Below are 19,358 nucleotides of genomic sequence, written 5' to 3' on the forward strand. Positions count from 1 at the left end.
CGCGAAACGAACACGGCGCCCGAGGGCGCCGTGTTCGTTTGTGCCGTACCTTCGGACCGAATGCCCGATCCGGCAGGCTCAATCCTGCCGCAGCAGCGAAATCGCGGGCTCGGCCTGAGTAGCCCGGCCCAGGATCTGTGCCGCCTGCTCCAATCGCCCTGCCAAGGCCGAGGCCTCTGCCGCACAAACGGTGGCATGCCCCACCTTGCGACCGGCACGCGCGGTCTTGCCATAGTCATGCCAGTGCAGATCCGGCACCGCCAGCGCCGCGCGACGGTCCGGCAACTCGCCGATCCAGTTGAACATCGCGGCCGGTCCCCGCGCTGCGGTCAGCCCCAAGGGCAGACCCAGCACCGCCCGGACATGGTTCTCGAACTGGCTGGTGACGGCACCCTCGATGGTCCAGTGCCCGGAATTGTGCACCCGCGGCGCCATCTCGTTGCCCAGCAGCTGGCCATCACGCACAAACAGCTCCAGCGCGAACACGCCGACATACTGCAGCCGCTCGGCCAAGGTCCGGGCATGCCCCATCGCCTCGGCAATCACGCTGGCATCCACTTGCGGCGCCGGCGCCAGACTGAGGCTCAGCACCCCGTCGACATGCCAGTTGCGGGTCAGCGGCCAGCCACGGAAACCACCCTGACGATCGCGCACGGCAATCACCGAGAGTTCGCGCTCGAAGGGCACGAAGGCTTCCAGGATCAGGCCGACGGTCTCGGCCTGGGCACCCAGCGCCTGCCAGGCCGCCTCGATATCCGCCGGTTCGCGCAAACGGAACTGGCCCTTGCCGTCATAACCCAACCGCCGGGTCTTGAGAATGGCCGGCAAGCCGATCCCGGCCACGGCCGCCTCCAGCTCGTCCCGGCTGGCAATGGCCCGGAACTCCGGCGTCGGCAGGCCGCAGGCGCGGAACAAGGTTTTTTCGGTCAACCGGTCCTGGGCCACCTCCAGCGCCTCGGGCGGCGGATAGACCGGCACCCGTTCGGCCAGCCAGCGCGCCGTGGCCGCCGGCACGTTTTCAAAATCGAAGGTCACTGCATCGACCTGGTCGGCAAAGCGCTGCAAGGCCGCCCAGTCATCCCACTCAGCCTGCTGGGTCATCGCCACATCGGCCGCGCAGCCGCCGGCAGCGGGATCCAGCGCCAAGGTCCGGATACCCAGCGGCGAGGCCGCCTGGGCCAGCATGCGCGCCAACTGGCCACCACCGAGCACGCCCAGCACCATACCCTGCCCGCTCATGCCCGCGGATCCGGATGTGCCAGCACCGATTCGCTCTGCTCACGGCGGAAGGCATCCAGCGCCTCGGCAAGCCGCGGGTCATGCACCGCCAGCATGGCCGCCGCCAGCAGGCCGGCATTGACCGCGCCAGCCCGTCCGATGGCCAGCGTGGCCACCGGAATCCCGGCCGGCATCTGCACGATGGACAGCAACGAGTCCATGCCATTCAGGGCCTTGGACTGCACCGGCACGCCCAGCACCGGCAAGCGGGTCTTGGCGGCCAGCATGCCTGGCAGATGGGCCGCGCCGCCGGCACCGGCGATGATGGCATGCAGACCACGATCCACGGCCGTGGCGGCATACTCGAACAGCCGGTCAGGCGTGCGATGCGCCGAAACGACCTCCACCTCGTGCGGAACGTCCAGTTTGACCAGCACATCAACCGCATGCTGCATGGTCTCCCAGTCCGAACGCGACCCCATCACCACGCCGATGCGCGCTGTGCTGACTATCGAAGACATGGTCTGCCTGTCCAAAAGGGTTTATTGTACGGCATTCAGGCGATCCGGCGCCCCTCTGGCCCGGCCCCTCCCGCTACGCTCGTGTCAGGTTCTATGGATAAGCGATTGCTCGATATTTTGTGTTGCCCGGTCAGCAAGCGCCCGCTGCGCATGGCGACCGCGCGTGAATTGGCCGCACTCAACCAGATGGTCGAACAGGCCAGCCTGGTCACAGTCGCCGATGTCACGGTCACCGAAGCGCTGCGCGAAGCGCTGATCACCACCGATGGACAGCTGGTCTACCGGATTCACGACGGCATCCCGGTGATGCTGCCCGAAGAAGGCATCGGTACCCAGCAGCTGCCTCACGGCAGCATCGACTGAGTTCTCAACGCTTCAGGAAAACCCCATGCACTTCGAGATTGACCCTGAAACCCTGGTCGAACAGATCGATCGGGATGTTCATGCCGCCTTGACCGAAGACCTGGGACCTGGCGACGCCACCGCCAGCCTGGTGCCTTATGAAACCCGGGCCACGGCGCGGCTGCGCTGCCGCGAAGCGGCCGTGATCGCCGGCACCGCGTGGTTCGATGCCTGCTTTCGCCGACTGGATCCGGAAGTCGAGATCGACTGGACCGTCCGGGACGGTGGACAGGTCGAGGCGGACAGCCTGATCTGCACCCTGCGGGGCGATGCCCGCGCCCTGCTGACGGCGGAGCGTTCGGCCCTGAATTTTCTGCAGCTGATGTCCGGCACCGCTACCCGTACCGCCGACTACGCCCGCCTCGTTGCCGGCACCGGCACCCGCCTGCTGGATACCCGCAAGACCGTGCCCGGCCTGCGGATCGCGCAGAAGTACGCCGTGGCCTGCGGCGGCGGCGTCAACCATCGCTTCGGGCTCTACGATGCCATCCTGATCAAGGAAAACCATATCCTGGCCGCGGGAGGCATCGCCGCCGCCGTGAAGAAGGCAAGGCAGCAGCACCCGGCGCTGCCGCTGGAAGTGGAAGTGGAGAACCTCGACGAGCTAGAACAGGCCATTGCGGCAGGCGTCGACCGCATCATGCTGGACAACTTCGAACTGGAACAGATCCGCGCCGCCGTCGCGCATACCGCCGGCCGCGTCCCCCTGGAAGTCTCCGGCAATGCCGAGCGCGAACACTTGCAGGCCATCGCCGAAACCGGCGTGGACTTCATCTCCATCGGCGCCCTGACCAAGCATGTCCGGGCCATCGATTTTTCGCTGCGACTGGACCCGCTGCCGGCGTGACCACGGCGGCGGCCATCAGCCACTTGCAGCCGGTCCGCCCCACCCCCACACTCAAGCCATGAGCAACCTCGCTGATCTGTTGACCCTGCTGATGATGCTGGCTGCCGGCCTGGGCTGGCTGCAACTCAGTCGCGGCCGCGAACTGGCCGCCAACGAGGCACGCCGCCTCTGCCAGCGACACGGCCTGCAGCTGCTGGACGAAACCGTCGGCCTGCGCAGTCTGCGTCTGCGCCGACATGACGGGCGCCTGTCACTGATCCGCGGCTATGCCTTCGATGTCAGCATCGACGGAGCCGACCGCGAGGCCAGTCGACTGTGGATGACCGCAGCCGGCATCCATGGCTACCAGTTGCCCACGATCAGCGGCAGCACGCCCGAACCGGCGCCAACAGCAAGCACCCGGCCCAGCGCCCAGATCATTGATCTGAGCGAACGCATCCGCCGCAGCCAGCACAGTCGCCTGCACTGACTGGGCCGTTGCGCAACGGATGGCGGGCGACGCCGGCTTGACGACCCTGCGCCGGGCCGGATCGTCCCGGACTTACTTGACGACCCGCAGGTGCGAGGCTCCGCGCCCCTTGCCCGTCGGCTTGTCACCCGGCGGCGGCTCATCCCCGCCCTCGGGCCGCGGACTGTCTTCCACGGCCCGCGGCGCGGCAGCCGGTGCCGGCGAAGAAGGAGCTTCCTGCTCGTCTTCGGCCGGGAACATCATGCCCTGGCCGTTTTCCTGGGCATACAGGGCCAGCACCGCCGACAGCGGAACCAGAATGGAGTGACTGACACCCGAAAAGCGGGCCTGGAAACTGATCCATTCATTGCCCAGTTCCAGATGGGCCACGGCACGCATCGCCAGATTCAGCACCACCTGACCGTTCTTGATCACATGCGGCGGCACACGCACGCCCTGCTGCTGCGCATCCACCAGCAGATAAGGCGTCAGATCATTGTCCGTGATCCAGTCGTAGATCGCCCGCAGCAGATAGGGGCGGTTGGAAGTCATTTGCATTGTTTGATTGTTCATCGATCCGACCATGTCGTCTTGCTGACTCGACATTCGTCATAGTGCAACCCAGTCCCTGACCATGAAGCCAACGCCATCGATGGTCGGGGACACCCAGTCCCGTCGTGCGGGCTCGAATCCTGCATGGCGGGGTCCATCACTCCGCCTGCGGGCAGTCCGCCGGAAGCTCTGCCTCCGGCCATGATGGCCCATGCGCTCAGGTCGCTCCGCGGGAACCCTTCACATCCTTCCACACTACGCGCTTCAAGGCCCAGGCCAAGGCCGTGAACAGCGCGAGAAACGCCAGCACCCATGGCCCCAGCACCCGACGCTGGATCACATCCGGGGTCGCGGCATAACTCAGAAATGCGACCAGATCATCCAGTTGCCCGGCGAAGGCCCGGGGCGCGACCTGCCCGGGAACCAGCAGACCGCCGGGGCGACCGTGGCCATCATTCGCACGGATACCCTGCAGCCGCCAGAACGGATCAGGCATCGCCGCATTCTGCAGCACCGCATTGTTCCAGCCCTGGGGCGCCGAAGGATCCAGATAGAACCCGCCCAGGTAGCGGCGCACCCAGCCCGGACCGCGCACGGCCGTCTCCAGCGACAGATCCGGCGGCAACTTGCCGAAGGCATAGCCCGCAATCCGCGGCGTCATCGGCGAGATGACAGGCCCCTCGGCTTTCGCCCCGAAGCGCTGCAGGTCCCTGCGGACCTCCTCCGGTGACAGATCCAGATCCTGCTGCAGCCGTGAATAGCGCAGGTATTTCAACGAATGACAGGCCGCGCAATCAGCCATGAACATCCGCTCGCCACGTTGCAGCGAGGCCCGGTCCGCCGCCTGCACCGAAGCCAGCGCACTGCAGACCAGCCCCAGGAACAGCCAGCCTCGCCGCCATCCGCGCGCCATCATCGGACCCGCTCCGGCAGCGGCTTGCATGGCCGCTCCCAGCCCAGCCGGGTATACAGCCCAAGGAACAGGAAGTAGCCGAAATACATCAAGGTCAGCACCCGTCCCAGCAACAACTCCCAAAAGCCCGCATCCACCGCGGGCGCCAGCACGGCCAGCCACTTCGCCACCAGCCCGGCGCCGACCAGCCCCAGCCCCAGAAAAGCCAGCACAAACAGTGCCAGCGCCCAGCGGAAGCCGCGACCGCGATAGCGGATCGAGCGGATCGTGCCCGCATCGATCCAGGGCAAGGCGAACAGCAGCAGAATCGAGGCCGCCATCACCAGCGTGCCCCACAGCGCCGAGCCGAACAGCGAGGGAATCATCCGCAAGATCGCGTAAAACGGGGTGAAGTACCAGACCGGAGCGATATGCTCGGGGGTCAGCATGGGGTTGGCGGGCAGGAAATTGTCCGGCTCCAGAAACCAGCCCCCCATGGTCGGTGCAAAGAACACGATCCAGGCGCCGATCCACAGAAACACCCCCGCCCCGACCAGATCCTTGCTGGTGTAATACGGGTGGAACGGAATCCCGTCGGCCGGCCGGGCCGGATCCATCGAATGGCCTCGCGGCCCATCCTTGATCTCGATGCCGTCGGGATTATTGGACCCGACATCATGCAAGGCCAGCACGTGCAGGCCGACCAGGACCAGGATCGCCAGCGGCAGACCGATCACATGCAAGGCGAAAAAGCGGTTCAAGGTAGCATCGGCCGGCAGGAAATCCCCCATGATCCATTGCACCAGCCGGTCGCCGACCACCGGCACGGTGCCGAACAGGGAAATGATCACCTTGGCGCCCCAGAACGACATATTGCCCCACGGCAGGACATAGCCCATGAAAGCTTCGGCCATCAGGGCCGCAAACAGCAGCATGCCCAGCAGCCACACCAGCTCGCGCGGCCGCTGATAGGATCCGTACATCAGCCCGCGGAACATGTGCAGAAAGATCACCACGAACAGCAGCGAGGCCCCGACCGCATGCATGTAGCGGATCAGCCATCCCCAGGGCACATCCCGCATGATGTACTGCACCGAATCGAAGGCGCCCTGAGCGCTGGGCTGGTAATTCATGGCCAGAAACAGGCCGGTGACCAGCTGATTGACCAGGGCCAGCAGCGCCAGCGAGCCGAAGTAGTACCAGATATTGAAATTGCGCGGCGCGTAATACTCGCTGACATGCTTGCGCCAGGCCTGCCCCAGACTGGGCAGTCGCGATTCCAGCCAGGAGGGCTGCCGGTCCGGGCCGCTCATCCCTGCGCATCCGCCGGCACATCCGGACCGATGCCGATCTCCAGCCGCCCGTCATCCAGAAAACGATAAGGCGGCACCAGCAGATTGCGCGGCGCCGGCACCCCGCTGTAGACCCGGCCAGCCAGATCGTAGCGCGACTTGTGGCAGGGGCAGAAGAAACCGCCCGGCCAGTCCGGATCAAAGGGCTCGCGCCCCAGGCTGCCGACATAATCGGGCACGCAACCCAGATGCGTGCACAACCCGACCAGCACCAGCCACGCCGGCCGCTGCGAGCGATGCGGATTGCGCGCCCAGGCCGGCTGCTGATCCACCTTTGAATCGGGATCCAGCAGGCGATCATCATGTTTCTGCAGCAAGGCCAGCTGCCGGGCACTGCGATGGACCACAAACACCGGCTGGCCGCGCCAGGCGTAGGTCACCATCTGCTCTTGCGCGATACCCGCCAGATCCACCTGCACCGGCGCCGCCAGCGAACGGGCCCGTGCACTGGGCTGCATCGACTCGGCAAATGGCACCGCGGCCGCAGCCAGTCCGGCACCGCCGACGCTGACCGTGCTGACGGCCAGAAAACGACGTCGCCCACCGTCCACGTCACCGCTCATTCCATCACTCTCTTCATCATGCACCGCTCAGTGGCCTGGACGCTGCATGCTGCGGCAGCGGCTTGTCTTCACGAGTTTAATCATGCATCGCAGCAGGCACAAACCGGCGCGACATCACGCGGACTGGCAGCCGGGACCCAGGATGGTGATAATCCGGTGGTGGGAACCAGCGTCTCCGCATCCATCGGGATGCCGCTGCGGAGTGACAGGACCTGATCACAGGCCGGCCGCCAGCGGTGATCGCAACGGGTCGGCAAGGCACCACCCTTTTTGACCGGACCCCAAGTTTCGTCTGATGAAGTCATTCGCTGCCGTACTCAGCTATCTGTCCAGATCCATCGTGCTGGGACTGGCGCTTGCCTTCGTGATCGGCATGATCTGGCCGCAGACCCGCAGCCAACTGCGTCAGCATCTGGGACTGAAAACGGCTGCTCCGGCCACCACCGACTCTGCCGCAAGCTCGGCCGAAAGCCCGGCTGCCCCGCCTGCACCGGCCTCCTATGCCGGCGCCGTGGCCAGGGCCGAGCCATCGGTGGTCAACATCTATGCCAACAAGATCGTCAACCAGCCAACGGTGCAGATGTATACCAACCCGATCCAGCAGGCGCTGTACGGCGGCCAGCCCGGCCCCAGCATCCCCCGGCGCGAACAGAGCCTGGGCTCGGGCGTGATCGTCAGCGCCAAGGGCTATGTACTCACCAACAACCACGTCATCGCCAACGCCGACGACATCCAGGTGCTGCTGTACGACGGCCGGGTCGCCCGGGCACGCCTGGTCGGCGCCGACGCGGAAACCGATCTGGCCGTGCTCAAGATCGATGCCGGCAGCTTGCCGGTCGCCGATCTGACCGCCCCGCCACCCCGCCCCGGCGATGTCGTACTGGCCATCGGCAACCCGCTGGGACTGAACCAGACCGTCACCATGGGCATCGTCAGCGCCGTCGGCCGCCAGCTCAGCAATGACAGCCCGGAAGACTTTATCCAGACCGATGCCGCCATCAATCTGGGCAATTCCGGCGGCGCCCTGATCAATACACGCGGCCAGCTGGTCGGCATCAACACCTTGCTGATAGGCCGGGCCGCCAATGCCGAAGGCATCGGCTTCGCCATCCCGGTGTCGGCCGCCCGTTCGGTACTGAGCCAGATCATCGACACCGGCCATGTCGTCCGCGGCTGGCTGGGCGCCGATTACGGCTTCGTGCCGGTGGCTGCCGACAGCGGTCTGCCGGCAGCGCCTCGCGGCGCCCAGGTGATGAACGTCTATCCTGGCAGTCCGGCCGCCCTGGCCGGCATCCAGGCCCATGACATCCTGCTGCGCCTGGGCAGCGACAACATCACCGATCCGGCGGATCTGCGTCGCCATGAGGCCGACCTGAAGCCCGGCACCCGGGTCGAGGTCTCCGGCCTGCGCAACGGCATGCCCTTCCATACCCAGGTCGTGCTGGCCCAGCGCCCCAACCTGACCGAGTCCGACGATGACGGCCATCTGGGCCAGGCCTGACATACCCTCCGGATCGACCATCAGGGGCCATGTCGTGGTCACACCCACTTGGTCGCAGAAAGGTTTTTATACCGAGAACGGATAGCCTCCGCACCCCCGCCACCATCAGCACGCGGCCTGCCGCAAAAACCGTCCGGCTACCCTCCTTGCGCCAGGAATGACGCTCGAACAGGACATCCCGAAAACAGGCAGAACCGATGTCCTCGTCCGGCTCAATCCATCCGGGACCGACGACTCTCGGCCCGGTCGCGCATCTGATAGCGATGGAAAAGCAGTTCCACCCGCTGCACATAGACCTGCGTCTCGGCATAGGGCGGCACGCCGCCATAGCGGATCACCGCGCCCGCACCGGCGTCATAAGCCGCGGCGACCTGCCGGATATCGCCGTGAAACCGCTGCAGCAGTCCGGCCAGATAACGCGCTCCGCCTGCAATGTTCTGGTCGGGATCAAAGGCGTCAGTCACCCCCATCTCGCTGGCGGTGACCGGCATCAGCTGCATCAGGCCCTGTGCGCCCTTCAGCGAGATCGCCCGCGCATTGAAGGCGCTCTCGGCATGGATCACCGCCCGCAACAAGGCTTGATCCACGCCGTAACGGCGACTGGCATCCTCGATCGAGCCGGCATAATCCGCCCATCGCAGCGGCACGGTCTGCCAGTGGATCGGTGAATGCAGATTGCAGGCCATGCAGGTGATCAGGTAGGTGAACAAGCGCACCACCTGCCCCCCACCGGACGTGGCCGGGGCGAGGTTGGTATATTCCAGACTGCCATCGGCCCGCCGCACGCGGTATACCGCACCGCGCAAGGCCGATGACGGCAAGGCGGCCTGAGCCAGCGCCGTCCCGGTGTGCGCACTGGCGCCTCCGGCCCCGGACACCGGCCATACCACCGGCGCCGCGATTTTTCCGGTATCGGAACCGACGCCAGCCTGACGGGGCGCCGGTTGATAAAGGGCTGCGCCAGTCACGCCACGGAAGCCCGGCGAATGCCGTCGAGCCGTCGGCAGTCCCACCCCGGAAAGTCGCCTGCAGCCATGGTGATGGCCGATATGGCCGGTATACAGCGGCTCGCCCTGCTCGCCCACGCATCGATACAATATCGTGGCGGCAGCCTGGCTGGCGCAGACGGCAGCCAGCCAGACACACAGCCCGCCGACAGCGATCAGGCAAAAACGCCTCGCCAACCGCTTCACAGCCTGTCTCTTGCCCGCTTACCCATGCCCGGATTCTCGCCTGTCCGATCTGCGGACGCCAGCGTTGCCGCAAGGCATGGCAGTGCGGCAACGCTCCGGCACGACACCGGCTTGTCTGGCCAGTGACCGGACGCCGGCGTATACTAGCGGGTTCTGTATTTTCAGGCCCTTGCGGCCACAAGCAACGGTGACGCAATGAGCGGCAAGCTTTTCATCAAGACCCACGGCTGTCAGATGAACGAGTACGATTCGGCCAAGATGCTGGATGTACTCAAGGCCTCGCACGGTCTGGAACTGACCCAGGACGAGTCCGAAGCCGACGTGATCCTGGTCAATACCTGCTCGATCCGTGAACGCGCCCAGGAAAAAGTCTTCAGCCAGCTCGGCCGCTGGCGCGAACGCAAGGCGGATGGCAAGCAGGTGCTGATCGGCGTCGGCGGCTGCGTGGCCAGCCAGGAAGGCGAGGCCATCATCAAGCGCGCGCCCTACGTGGACCTGGTCTTCGGCCCGCAGACCCTGCACCGGCTGCCTGAACTGATCGAGGCACGCCGCGAGACCGGCAAGCCCCAGGTCGATATCAGCTTCCCGGAAATCGAGAAGTTCGACCGCCTGCCCGAACCGCGTGCCGAAGGACCCAGTGCCTTTGTCTCGATCATGGAAGGCTGCTCGAAATACTGCAGCTATTGCGTGGTGCCCTATACCCGTGGCGAGGAAATCAGCCGCCCCTTCGACGACGTGCTGATCGAGGTCGCCCAGCTGGCTGAGCAGGGCGTACGCGAAATCAATCTGCTGGGCCAGAACGTGAACGCCTATCGCGGCGCGATGCACGATGGCAGCGTGGCCGATCTGGCCGTGCTGATCCACGCCATCGCCCAGATCGAGAGCATCGGCCGGATCCGCTTTACCACCTCGCATCCGCTGGAGTTCTCCGACTCGCTGATCGAGGCTTTCGCCAACGTGCCCAAGCTGGCCAATTATCTGCACCTGCCGGTCCAGGCCGGCTCGGACCGGATTCTGGCGGCCATGAAGCGCGGTTACACCGCGCTGGAGTTCAAGCAGAAGATCCGCAAATTGCGTGCCGTGCGTCCGGACATCTGCATCAGCTCGGACTTTATTGTCGGCTTCCCCGGCGAGAGCGATGCCGATTTCGAGAAGACCATGAAGCTGATCGAGGACATCGGCTTCGATCAGAGCTTTTCGTTCATCTTCTCCTCGCGTCCAGGCACTCCGGCCGCCAACCTGGAGGATGACACGCCGGCCTCGGTCAAGCAGCAGCGCCTGAGCCGGCTGCAGGCCAGCATCAATGCCAACGCCAAGGCCATCAACGAAGCCATGCTGGGCAGCGTGCAACGGGTGCTGGTGGAAGGCCCCAGCCGCCGGGATGCCAACGAGCTGGCCGGACGCACCGAAAACATGCGTTTCGTCAACTTCCCCGGCGATGCCCGCCTCAAGGGCCAGTTCGTGGACGTACTGGTGACCGAGGCCATGACCAATTCGCTGCGTGGTCGACTGGTGGCCGTCGAGTCCCGGCCGCCGACCGCCGCATGAGAGAGCAGCCGGTCATGATCCATGGCGCACCATGGCGTGCCCCTGGTCGTCACCGGCAGCCGCTGGCGGCGCACGGCGCCCCGCTTTGCGGCCTCGTTCGGCAGCTGGACAGCCAGCCCCCGCTTCCGCCCCACAGCCTGCAGCAGCCCGTCGGTCACGGCGGAGCCTGCTGCGGGCGCGCCGGCCCTGTCCGGCCGCCAGCCACGCCGCCGCCATGCCTGCCGATTTCCGTGCCGGTCGATCAGACATGGAACCCAGGTCTGCACTGATCCGGCCCTCGGCCGGGCCTGCGCTTGCACGCGCCACGCCCGGACCTCTTGCACGCTATCGGCATTGCCGCCATCTCATGCCAGACTGGCAGCCCCGGCGGCACCGAAACCCACAAGTTACGGACACTATGACTGACCCATCCCAACAACGCGACTTCGTACTGGAACCGGAAGACAACGAGCGTCTGGCCAATCTGTGCGGGCCGCTGGACGAGCATCTGCGCCAGATCGAGCTCCGGCTCGGTCTGGAAGTCAATCGCCGCGGCAATATCTTTCGCGTCATCGGCCCGGAGGATGCCTGCCGTGCAGGCGAGAAAGTGCTGCGCGCGCTCTACAAGGCGACCGAACACGAACCCCTGAACGGCGCCCGCGTGCATCTGTTTCTGTCCGAAAGCGGTCTGGATGCCTCCGTTGCCGATGATGACAGCGCACAGGAAGTGACCATCAAGGTCAAGCGCGGCGTCATCAAGGGCCGCGGCGCCAATCAGGCCCGCTACCTGCATGCCATTACCCGGCACGACATCAACTTCGGCATCGGCCCGGCCGGCACCGGCAAGACCTATCTGGCCGTCGCCAGCGCCGTCGAGGCACTGGAAGCCAATCGGGTCCAGCGCCTGCTGCTGGTGCGTCCGGCCGTGGAAGCCGGCGAGAAGCTGGGCTTTCTGCCCGGCGACCTGTCGCAGAAAGTCGATCCCTATCTGCGCCCGCTGTATGACGCCTTGTATGAAATGCTGGGCTTCGAGCGGGTGGCCAAGCTGATGGAACGCAATGTCATCGAGATCGCGCCGCTGGCCTATATGCGCGGGCGCACCTTGAACGACTCCTATGTGATTCTGGACGAAGCCCAGAACACCACGGTGGAGCAGATGAAAATGTTCCTGACCCGCATCGGCTTCGGCTCGGTGGCGGTGATCACCGGCGATGTCAGCCAGATCGACCTGCCCCGGCATATCCGCTCCGGCCTGCGCCACGCCATCGAGGTACTGCGCGGCGTCGACGGCATCAGCATGACCTTCTTCAGCTCCCGCGACGTGGTCCGCCACCCGCTGGTGGCCAAGATCGTCCGTGCCTACGAGGCCTTCGAAAGCAGCAGCGAACAGCCGGCGGCGAACGCCAGGCCATGAACGCCACTGCCAGAGACATCATGGAACTCGAGCTGGCGGTCAGCTACGGCCTGCCTCGCACCGGCCTCCCCTCCAGCCCCCGTTTCCGGGGCTGGGTGGAGGCAGCCCTGCGCGCGGCGGGCCGGCGCAAGCCCAGTGCGGTGGCCATCCGCCTGGTCGATGCCGAAGAAGGTCGTCAGCTGAATCTGCAGTATCGCGGCAAGGACTATGCCACCAATGTGCTGTCCTTTCCGGCGGAATTCCCGCCGGGCGTCGACCTGCCCCCGCTTGGCGATCTGGCCATCAGCGCTCCCGTGGTGATCCGCGAGGCGGCCGAACAGGGCAAGCCCGTACTGGATCACTGGGCCCATCTGACCATCCACGGCACCTTGCACCTGCTGGGCTTCGACCATATCGACAAGGACGAGGCCGAGGAGATGGAGGCGCTGGAAACGCGGATCCTGGCCGATCTGGGCATCGCCGACCCTTACCTGCTGCGCGAGTGAACCATGAAACCCCGTCGGCACCGGGGACTCCCGGTGCCGACCCGATCCGGTCTCAGGCCTGATCCAGTCACGAGGCTGAAAAGAAGCACCCCGGCATGGAACCGGCTGCACCAACGCTGGAATATCCCCGGCCCATGACGGGACACCTCCAGCGCCTGAAATCATCGGCCAGTTCCGCTAAACTGTTTTCACCGCCCTTATTCGGGCCCGATCAACCTAGGTAATGAACGACGACCCTGGTAGTACCAGCGGCCCGACGCCCCGCTCATGGTGGGAACGTCTGGGCCATCTGTTTTCCGGTGAAGTGCGCAGTCGCGAAGATCTCATCGAGGAATTGCGCTCCGCCCAGGCCAACGGCCTGCTCTCCTCCGACACCCTGACCATGGTCGAAGGCTCGATCAAGGTCACCGAACTGCGCGTCGACGACGCCATGGTGCCCCGCTCGCAGATCGTGATGCTCAGCGCCGAGGCTCCGCTCGCCGAAGTGGTGGCGACCGTGGTGGAATCCGGCCATTCCCGCTTTCCCGTCCATGGCGAGGACAAGGACGAGATTCTCGGCGTGCTGCTGGCCAAGGATCTGCTGAAATTCTTCGGCAACGACGATGCCTTCGACATCCAGTCCATTCTCCGTCCTGCCGTGCTGATTCCCGAATCGATGCGGCTGAACGTGCTGCTGGCCGAGTTCCGCCTCAACCACAACCATATGGCGCTGGTGGTGGACGAATACGGCGGCGTGGCCGGACTGATCACCATCGAGGACGTGCTGGAACAGATCGTCGGCGAAATCGACGACGAGCACGACGATGACGATGACGAGCCGCAGCTGATGACCGAACAGGCCGATGGCAGCTGGATCGTCAGCGCCCTGACCCCGATCAAGGACTTCAACGAACAGTCCGGCAGCCAGTTTTCCGACGAGGCCTATGACACCGTCGGCGGCATGGCGACCTCCGAACTGGGCCGGCTGCCCCAGGTGGGCGAGGATATCGATCTGGGCGATTTCATCTTCCATGTCACCGAAGCCGACGAACGCCGGGTCCAGCAATTCCGGGTCACCCGCCGGCATGGCCATTGAGCGAGCTTCCGCCCGGCAGCTGCCGGGCGGATTTCGACTGATCGCCCTGCTCTGCCTGTGGCTGGGACTGATGATGCCGGCTGTCGCCGGCATCGTGGATGCCCCACCACAGGCCCTGCAGGTCGCGCTGATCACCTATGGGCCGGGCGAAACCTACTGGGAACGCTTCGGTCACGACGCCATCGAGGTGCGCGACACGCTGTCGGGCCAGACCATCACCTTCAATTACGGCGTCTTCGACTTCGACGAAAAGGGCTTTCTGCTCAACTTTGCCCGTGGCCGCATGCGCTATATGATGGATGCCGAGCCAGCCGCCGAAGACAATCAGGGCTACATCGACGCCGGCCGCTCGGTGACCCGTCAGATACTGGATCTGCAACCGGCCCAGGTGGAAAAGCTGCGGCAGTTCCTGCTGTGGAATCTGCAGCCGGAAAATTTGCGTTACCGTTACGATTATTTCCAGAGCAATTGCGCGACCCGGGTCCGTGACGCCCTGGATCTGGCCCTGGATGGACGGATTGCCAGCGTCCTGAAATCCCGTCCCGGCGGCGACACATATCGCCAGCAGACCGACCGCCTGATGGCGGCCCAGCCCTGGCTGATGCTGCTGCTGGACCTGGGCCTGGGGCCGTTTGCCGATCAACCGCTCAATGCCTGGCAGGCCAGTTTTCTGCCTGAGGTGCTGTCCAGCCAGCTGGCCACCGCGACGCTTGCCGATGGTCGCCCCGTGATCAGTCGCCGCGAAGTCATCGCCAAGGCACGTCTGGCGCCACCACCGGCACAGCCGCCCCGGCTGCTGTGGCCGATGCTGCTGGCCGGCATCGGCTACGCCCTGGCACTGTATCTGGCGGCACGTTGCTGGCGACCGGGGCTGCTGCTGCTGGGCAGCCTGTTTCTCATCCCGGCCGGCCTGTGCGGCGTGCTGCTGGCTGCGCTGTGGGGCCTGACCGGACATTACGCCGCCTGGTACAACGCCAACCTGCTGCTGTTCAATCCGCTGGCCTGGCTGTGGCTGCTGCCGTTGTGGCGCCCCGCCTCCGGCGGCGGCCTGCGGATCTGGCTGCCGCCCCTGCAACTGGCGGCACTGCTGCTGGCCCTGGCCCTGCACGTCACCGGCATATCCAGCCAGCACAACGGCCACTGGCTGGGCTTTGCGATACCGGTATGGACGGCCCTGATCCTGATCCTGCGCAGGCGCCGACCGCGCTGAAACCGCGATCGTCAATTGCGCCGGGTCGGGGTGACCGGCATCATAGCCGGCATGTCGAATCCGATCCCGCTCCCCACCGCCAAAGCCACGACCAAATCCCAGGCCGACATGGTCGTCAACTGCGTGGCCTACAACCATCGCAACGGCAAGCGCGTCGGCAATATCAGCATTGATGCCATCAGCGATGCCTTGCTTGATCCCGACACCTTTGTCTGGGTCGGCCTGCACGAGCCGTCCGAAGAACTGCTGCTGAAGCTGCAGAACGAATTCGACCTGCATGACCTGGCCATCGAGGATGCGCAGTACGCCCACCAGCGCACCAAGATCGAGACCTATGGCGACTCGCTGTTCGTGGTGGTGCAGACCGCCCAGCTGGCCGCCGGCGACATCGCCTTCGGCGAGACCCATATCTTTCTGGGGCCGCGCTATCTGGTCACCGTGCGCCATGGCACCTCGCTCAGCTATGCCCCGGCACGTCGCACCTGCGAACAATCACCGGACTTGCTGGCCCTGGGGCCCAGCTATGGCCTGTACGGCGTGCTGGACTTCATCGTCGACAACCTGCTGCCCATCATCCGCGACTCGCGGGAAGAGCTGCAGGAGCTGGAGCAGGACATCTTCGCCGCCAAGTTCAATCGCGACATCATCAAGCGCCTGTACGACATGCAGCGCGATCTGATGACCCTGCGACTGGCCGTCACCCCGCTGCAGGACATCATCAACCAGCTGGTGCGCATGCATCCGCATCTGATTCCGGACGACCTTCGCGTCTACTTCCGCGACATCTACGACCACGTGTTCCGGGTCAACGAGTCGATCAGCGCCATGCGCGAAATGCTGACCGCCGCGATCAGCCTGAATCTGTCGCTGGTCACCTTCGCCCAGAACGAAGTCACCAAGAAACTGGCCGGCTGGGCCGCCATGCTGGCGGCCCCGACCCTGATCACCAGCTGGTACGGCATGAACTTCGAGCATATGCCCGAGCTGCATACACGCCTCGGTTATCCCGTGGTGATCCTGGCGGTACTGGGCGTGATGGGCAGCATGTATTACATCCTGCGCCGCGCGCGCTGGCTGTAAGCGCCGGCACCACGGCACTCGATCAATGCCGAAGGGCCGCTTGCGCGGCCCTTCGGCATGGCGGCCCAGGCCGACCCCGTCCCGCCGCAGCAGAAACGGGGCCGAGCATGGCTCAGTGCGCCGTCTTGACCGATGCGGTCTTGACGGAGGGCGCCTCGACCGGCGCCGTCGCTGCCGGCGCCGTCCAGCGCTTCAGCCAGGCCAGCACCGCATCATGCCACTGCACGCTGTCCTTCGGCTGCAGCACCCAATGGTTCTCGTCCGGGAAATACAGGAACTCGCTGGGAATGCCACGACGCTGCAAGGCAGTGAAAGCACCCAGCCCCTGGGTTTCCGGAATCCGGTAATCATGACCGCTGTGGATGACCAGCATCGGCACCCGCCAGTCGGCGACATGATTGACCGGATTGAAGCGCTCGAATTTGGCCGGGTCGGTGAAGGGCGTGCCGCCCTGCTCGTGCTCCTCGAACCACAGCTCGTCGGTGGAGTAATACATCATGCGGGCATCGAATACGCCGTCATGATCGACCAGGCAGCGCCAAGGCTGGTTCCACACCCCGGCCATCCAGTACACCATGTAACCACCGTAGCTGGCACCCAGCGCGCAGGCACGCTGACCGTCCAGAAAGGGGTAGCGGCCCAGAGCCGCCTTCCAGCCCAGCTTCAGATCCTCGAGCGGCTTGCCACCCCAGTCGCCGGAAATCGAGTCGGTAAAGGCCTGACCGTAACCGGTGGATCCATGGAAGTTGATGGTGACCACCGCAAAGCCCTGGGTGGCATAGGTCTGCGGATTCCAGCGATAGCTCCAGCCATTGTCCATCGCCCCCTGCGGCCCGCCATGGATAATAAAGGCCACCGGATAGGTCTTGCCCGGCTGATAATCCGCCGGCTTGACCACATAGCCTTGCACCGGCTGATCATGCCAGCCCTTGAAGCTGAAGAACTCCGGCTGGCCCATCTTGATTCCGGCCAGTCGGGTCTGGTTGAAGGCCGTCAGCGGCTGCAGCTTGCCGCCCTTGGGCGACACCGCGAACAGCTCGGCCGGATGCAGCAAGTCATCATGCGCCACCACCAGCCGCTTGCGGCCCACCGCATAGCCTGCCACCGTGCCGTCGGCCACCAGAGTCTCGACCTTGCCGTTGCGCGGGTCGACGCTGAACAGTGGGTGCTGGCCGGCCTGATCGGCCGTCACATACAACCGCTTGCCGTCAGCGGAGACCGACAGCCCGCCCGCCGAGCGATCCCATTGCGGATCCACTTCGTGACGCTGACCGCTGGCCAGATCCAGGGCCATGATGCCGAAACGGTCGGCTTCGAAGCCCGGCGTCTTCATCGCCAAGTAATACAGCGTGCGGCCATCGGGCGACGCGACCGGCCAGCCATCCCAGGCATGATTGGCCGCCGTCAGATTGACCGGCCGCTTGCTGCCGTCGGCCGGCGCCTGGAAGATATCGAAATTGGTCGACCAGGGCTCATCATGTCCGGCGATACGCGCGTTGAAATACACGGTCTTGCCATCCGGCGAGAAGCTGTACTCGCTGTCATCGCCGAACGGCTTGCTGGGCACATCGCCATCGATGCCGCGGCTGACCAGGGTCGGCTCGGCCACCCGTCCGTCCGCACCGAAGCGGGCGACAAACAGCTGGTTGCGGCGATCATCCGACCATTGATCCCAGTGCCGCACGAACAAGCGGGTATAGATATGTCCCTTGCCGCCTGCCGCACGGGCCTTGAGCCGGTCCGCCGTGCAAGCCAGGCCGTCGCAATCGGCGAACACCGCATAGTCCAGGGCTACCGCCTTGCCATCCGGCGACAGCTTGAAGCCCTGCAGATCCAGCGGCGCCGCACTGATCTGCTGCGGCGCTTCGCCGCCCGGACCTGAGCTTGCACCGTTCACACCGACCCGCCACAACTGCTCCAGACCCTGGGCCGGTGCCAGGTAATAAACGCTGCGACCATCCGCCGACCAGCGCGGTGATGCCCCCTCGGCCACCAGCTTCCGCGGCTCGCCTTTGCCGGTCAAAGACCGCAGATAGATGGCCGTCTCAGCCTTGCCTTCCACCGTGGGCCGATGCGTGACGGTAAACGCAAGCATCTGTCCGTCCGGCGAAATCTGCGGATCGCCGACCCGATCCATCACGATCATGTCCCGCACATCCAGCGGCTTTGCCGCCTCGGCCGCGTGAGCCATCGCCCCACTCGCCGCCAGGGCCAACCCCAGCCACAACCTGCTCCTTCCGTTCATGCACTTTCTCCTCGCATCGTCTTGGCGCCGGACAGGATACCCTTCCTGTCCAGGCCGACCTTGATCTGTCACCGGAACAGATTAGGTTTTGCTTGAGGCTTGTGCAAAGACGCCGGGATTTGCTCTATCATAAGTGTGCTTCATGTCACACACGCAACACGTGTGACCTGCGCGATGGCATGGCGCCGGTGCACCCCTATGCCAGCCGGATCCGCGGTCATGTCGCAAAGCGACTATTGCCGTGCAAGCTCAAACGTTGTATTCACCAGATCACCATCCAGAAGTTGTAGGGGAATCACCATGCAGAACTCGCAAAAAGGCTTTACGCTGATCGAGCTGATGATCGTTGTCGCGATCATCGCCATCCTGGCCGCCATCGCCATTCCGCAGTATCAGAATTACATCACTAAGGCTCAGTTTTCTGAATCGCAATCTATCATTGATGGCCTTAAAACTCCGATTGCAGAATTCGCCACCCAGAATGGCGCCTGCCCCTTGACGGCTGGCCCTTCGACCGGATTCTCGGCAGCAGCTAGCTATTCAGGTAAATACATTGCACAAACTGCCCTGACTCAAGGCACTGGTGGCACCGGAACACTTCCCTCCTGCATAGCAACCATGACATTCAAGAGTACCGGCAGCGTCTCTGCACCTCTTGCTGGAAAGACTGTCCAATTCACTAGCGCCGATAATGGTGGCACGATGTCCTGGTCCTGCACTGCCAGCGGCATTGCATCGAAATACAAGCCGGCAACCTGCCCGAACTAATGTGCATATCGGATGGTATTTTACGTGCACCTCATTCACCTAAAATTACTAGCCGACTAGTCGCA

The 19,358-nt window shown here is 64.7% G+C and carries 19 protein-coding genes; 11 read left to right on the forward strand and 8 right to left on the reverse strand.

The window, feature by feature from the left end; translation table 11 throughout:
* Positions 1-78: 78 nt before the first annotated feature.
* Positions 79-1,239 carry a 5-(carboxyamino)imidazole ribonucleotide synthase gene (locus tag FRAAU_RS11060; protein ID WP_014403614.1) on the reverse strand — a complete coding sequence of 387 codons (1,161 nt, stop codon included), beginning with the start codon at positions 1,237-1,239 and terminating at the stop codon, positions 79-81.
* Positions 1,236-1,739: a 5-(carboxyamino)imidazole ribonucleotide mutase gene (purE, locus tag FRAAU_RS11065; protein ID WP_014403615.1), complete on the reverse strand. Its 504-nt coding sequence runs from the start codon at positions 1,737-1,739 to the stop codon at positions 1,236-1,238. Before purE ends, FRAAU_RS11060 begins: the two co-directional genes overlap by 4 nt.
* A 93-nt stretch (positions 1,740-1,832) precedes the next feature.
* Here purE and FRAAU_RS11070 point away from each other — a divergent pair, with 93 nt between their 5' ends.
* Genes FRAAU_RS11070 through FRAAU_RS11080 form a run of 3 tightly spaced genes read left to right on the forward strand, consistent with a single transcriptional unit; the run spans position 1,833 to position 3,457 of the window.
* Complete coding sequence (locus FRAAU_RS11070; RefSeq protein ID WP_014403616.1) at positions 1,833-2,102, forward strand: Trm112 family protein; 270 nt, start codon at positions 1,833-1,835, stop codon at positions 2,100-2,102.
* Positions 2,103-2,127: 25 nt separating this feature from the next.
* On the forward strand, positions 2,128-2,988 hold the full coding sequence (gene nadC / locus FRAAU_RS11075; RefSeq protein WP_014403617.1) for a carboxylating nicotinate-nucleotide diphosphorylase: 861 nt from the start codon (positions 2,128-2,130) through the stop codon (positions 2,986-2,988).
* A 58-nt stretch (positions 2,989-3,046) separates the two neighbouring features.
* Entirely contained in the window at positions 3,047-3,457 is a 411-nt protein-coding gene (locus FRAAU_RS11080; RefSeq protein ID WP_014403618.1) for a DUF3301 domain-containing protein, read from the forward strand.
* A gap of 72 nt (positions 3,458-3,529) precedes the next feature.
* On the opposite strand, the gene FRAAU_RS11085 is transcribed toward FRAAU_RS11080, so the two are convergent.
* The 4 genes from FRAAU_RS11085 to petA all read right to left on the reverse strand — a co-directional run bounded on the left by FRAAU_RS11085 (position 3,530) and on the right by petA (position 6,795).
* The gene (locus tag FRAAU_RS11085) at positions 3,530-3,988 is read right to left on the reverse strand and encodes a ClpXP protease specificity-enhancing factor (RefSeq protein WP_041270545.1); all 459 of its coding nucleotides are present in this window, start codon (positions 3,986-3,988) and stop codon (positions 3,530-3,532) included.
* A gap of 217 nt (positions 3,989-4,205) precedes the next feature.
* Positions 4,206-4,904, reverse strand: a complete 699-nt coding sequence (locus FRAAU_RS11090; protein WP_052317886.1) for a cytochrome c1 — start codon at positions 4,902-4,904, stop codon at positions 4,206-4,208.
* Complete coding sequence (locus FRAAU_RS11095; protein WP_014403621.1) at positions 4,901-6,193, reverse strand: cytochrome b; 1,293 nt, start codon at positions 6,191-6,193, stop codon at positions 4,901-4,903. Before FRAAU_RS11095 ends, FRAAU_RS11090 begins: the two co-directional genes overlap by 4 nt.
* Entirely contained in the window at positions 6,190-6,795 is a 606-nt protein-coding gene (gene petA, locus FRAAU_RS11100; protein ID WP_014403622.1) for a ubiquinol-cytochrome c reductase iron-sulfur subunit, read from the reverse strand. Before petA ends, FRAAU_RS11095 begins: the two co-directional genes overlap by 4 nt.
* A 295-nt stretch (positions 6,796-7,090) precedes the next feature.
* Here petA and FRAAU_RS11105 point away from each other — a divergent pair, with 295 nt between their 5' ends.
* Entirely contained in the window at positions 7,091-8,296 is a 1,206-nt protein-coding gene (locus FRAAU_RS11105) for a S1C family serine protease (RefSeq protein ID WP_014403623.1), read from the forward strand.
* A gap of 212 nt (positions 8,297-8,508) precedes the next feature.
* On the opposite strand, the gene FRAAU_RS11110 is transcribed toward FRAAU_RS11105, so the two are convergent.
* Positions 8,509-9,489, reverse strand: coding sequence for a lytic transglycosylase domain-containing protein (locus tag FRAAU_RS11110; protein ID WP_014403624.1), 981 nt, complete (start codon positions 9,487-9,489; stop codon positions 8,509-8,511).
* A 195-nt stretch (positions 9,490-9,684) separates the two neighbouring features.
* Between FRAAU_RS11110 and miaB the strand changes: the two genes are divergently transcribed.
* The 6 genes from miaB to corA all read left to right on the forward strand — a co-directional run bounded on the left by miaB (position 9,685) and on the right by corA (position 16,280).
* A complete protein-coding gene (gene miaB, locus FRAAU_RS11115) occupies positions 9,685-11,037 on the forward strand; it encodes a tRNA (N6-isopentenyl adenosine(37)-C2)-methylthiotransferase MiaB (RefSeq protein ID WP_014403625.1) in 1,353 nt (450 codons plus the stop codon).
* Between the two features lie 397 nt (positions 11,038-11,434).
* Positions 11,435-12,430 (forward strand): PhoH family protein, encoded by a 996-nt coding sequence (locus FRAAU_RS11120; protein WP_014403626.1) that lies wholly within the window; start codon positions 11,435-11,437, stop codon positions 12,428-12,430.
* Between the two features lie 20 nt (positions 12,431-12,450).
* Complete coding sequence (gene ybeY, locus FRAAU_RS11125; RefSeq protein ID WP_041270546.1) at positions 12,451-12,915, forward strand: rRNA maturation RNase YbeY; 465 nt, start codon at positions 12,451-12,453, stop codon at positions 12,913-12,915.
* Between the two features lie 223 nt (positions 12,916-13,138).
* Positions 13,139-13,990, forward strand: a complete 852-nt coding sequence (locus FRAAU_RS11130; RefSeq protein WP_014403628.1) for a CorC family transporter — start codon at positions 13,139-13,141, stop codon at positions 13,988-13,990.
* Complete coding sequence (locus FRAAU_RS11135) at positions 13,980-15,200, forward strand: lipoprotein N-acyltransferase Lnb domain-containing protein (RefSeq protein ID WP_014403629.1); 1,221 nt, start codon at positions 13,980-13,982, stop codon at positions 15,198-15,200. Before FRAAU_RS11130 ends, FRAAU_RS11135 begins: the two co-directional genes overlap by 11 nt.
* A gap of 51 nt (positions 15,201-15,251) precedes the next feature.
* Positions 15,252-16,280: a magnesium/cobalt transporter CorA gene (gene corA, locus FRAAU_RS11140; protein ID WP_014403630.1), complete on the forward strand. Its 1,029-nt coding sequence runs from the start codon at positions 15,252-15,254 to the stop codon at positions 16,278-16,280.
* 112 nt (positions 16,281-16,392) lie between these two features.
* On the opposite strand, the gene FRAAU_RS11145 is transcribed toward corA, so the two are convergent.
* Complete coding sequence (locus FRAAU_RS11145) at positions 16,393-18,525, reverse strand: S9 family peptidase (RefSeq protein WP_014403631.1); 2,133 nt, start codon at positions 18,523-18,525, stop codon at positions 16,393-16,395.
* 300 nt (positions 18,526-18,825) lie between these two features.
* Between FRAAU_RS11145 and FRAAU_RS16975 the strand changes: the two genes are divergently transcribed.
* Positions 18,826-19,293: a pilin gene (locus FRAAU_RS16975; RefSeq protein ID WP_014403632.1), complete on the forward strand. Its 468-nt coding sequence runs from the start codon at positions 18,826-18,828 to the stop codon at positions 19,291-19,293.
* Positions 19,294-19,358: the final 65 nt, after the last annotated feature.

The organism is Frateuria aurantia DSM 6220 (assembly GCF_000242255.2).
Lineage (GTDB): Bacteria > Pseudomonadota > Gammaproteobacteria > Xanthomonadales > Rhodanobacteraceae > Frateuria > Frateuria aurantia.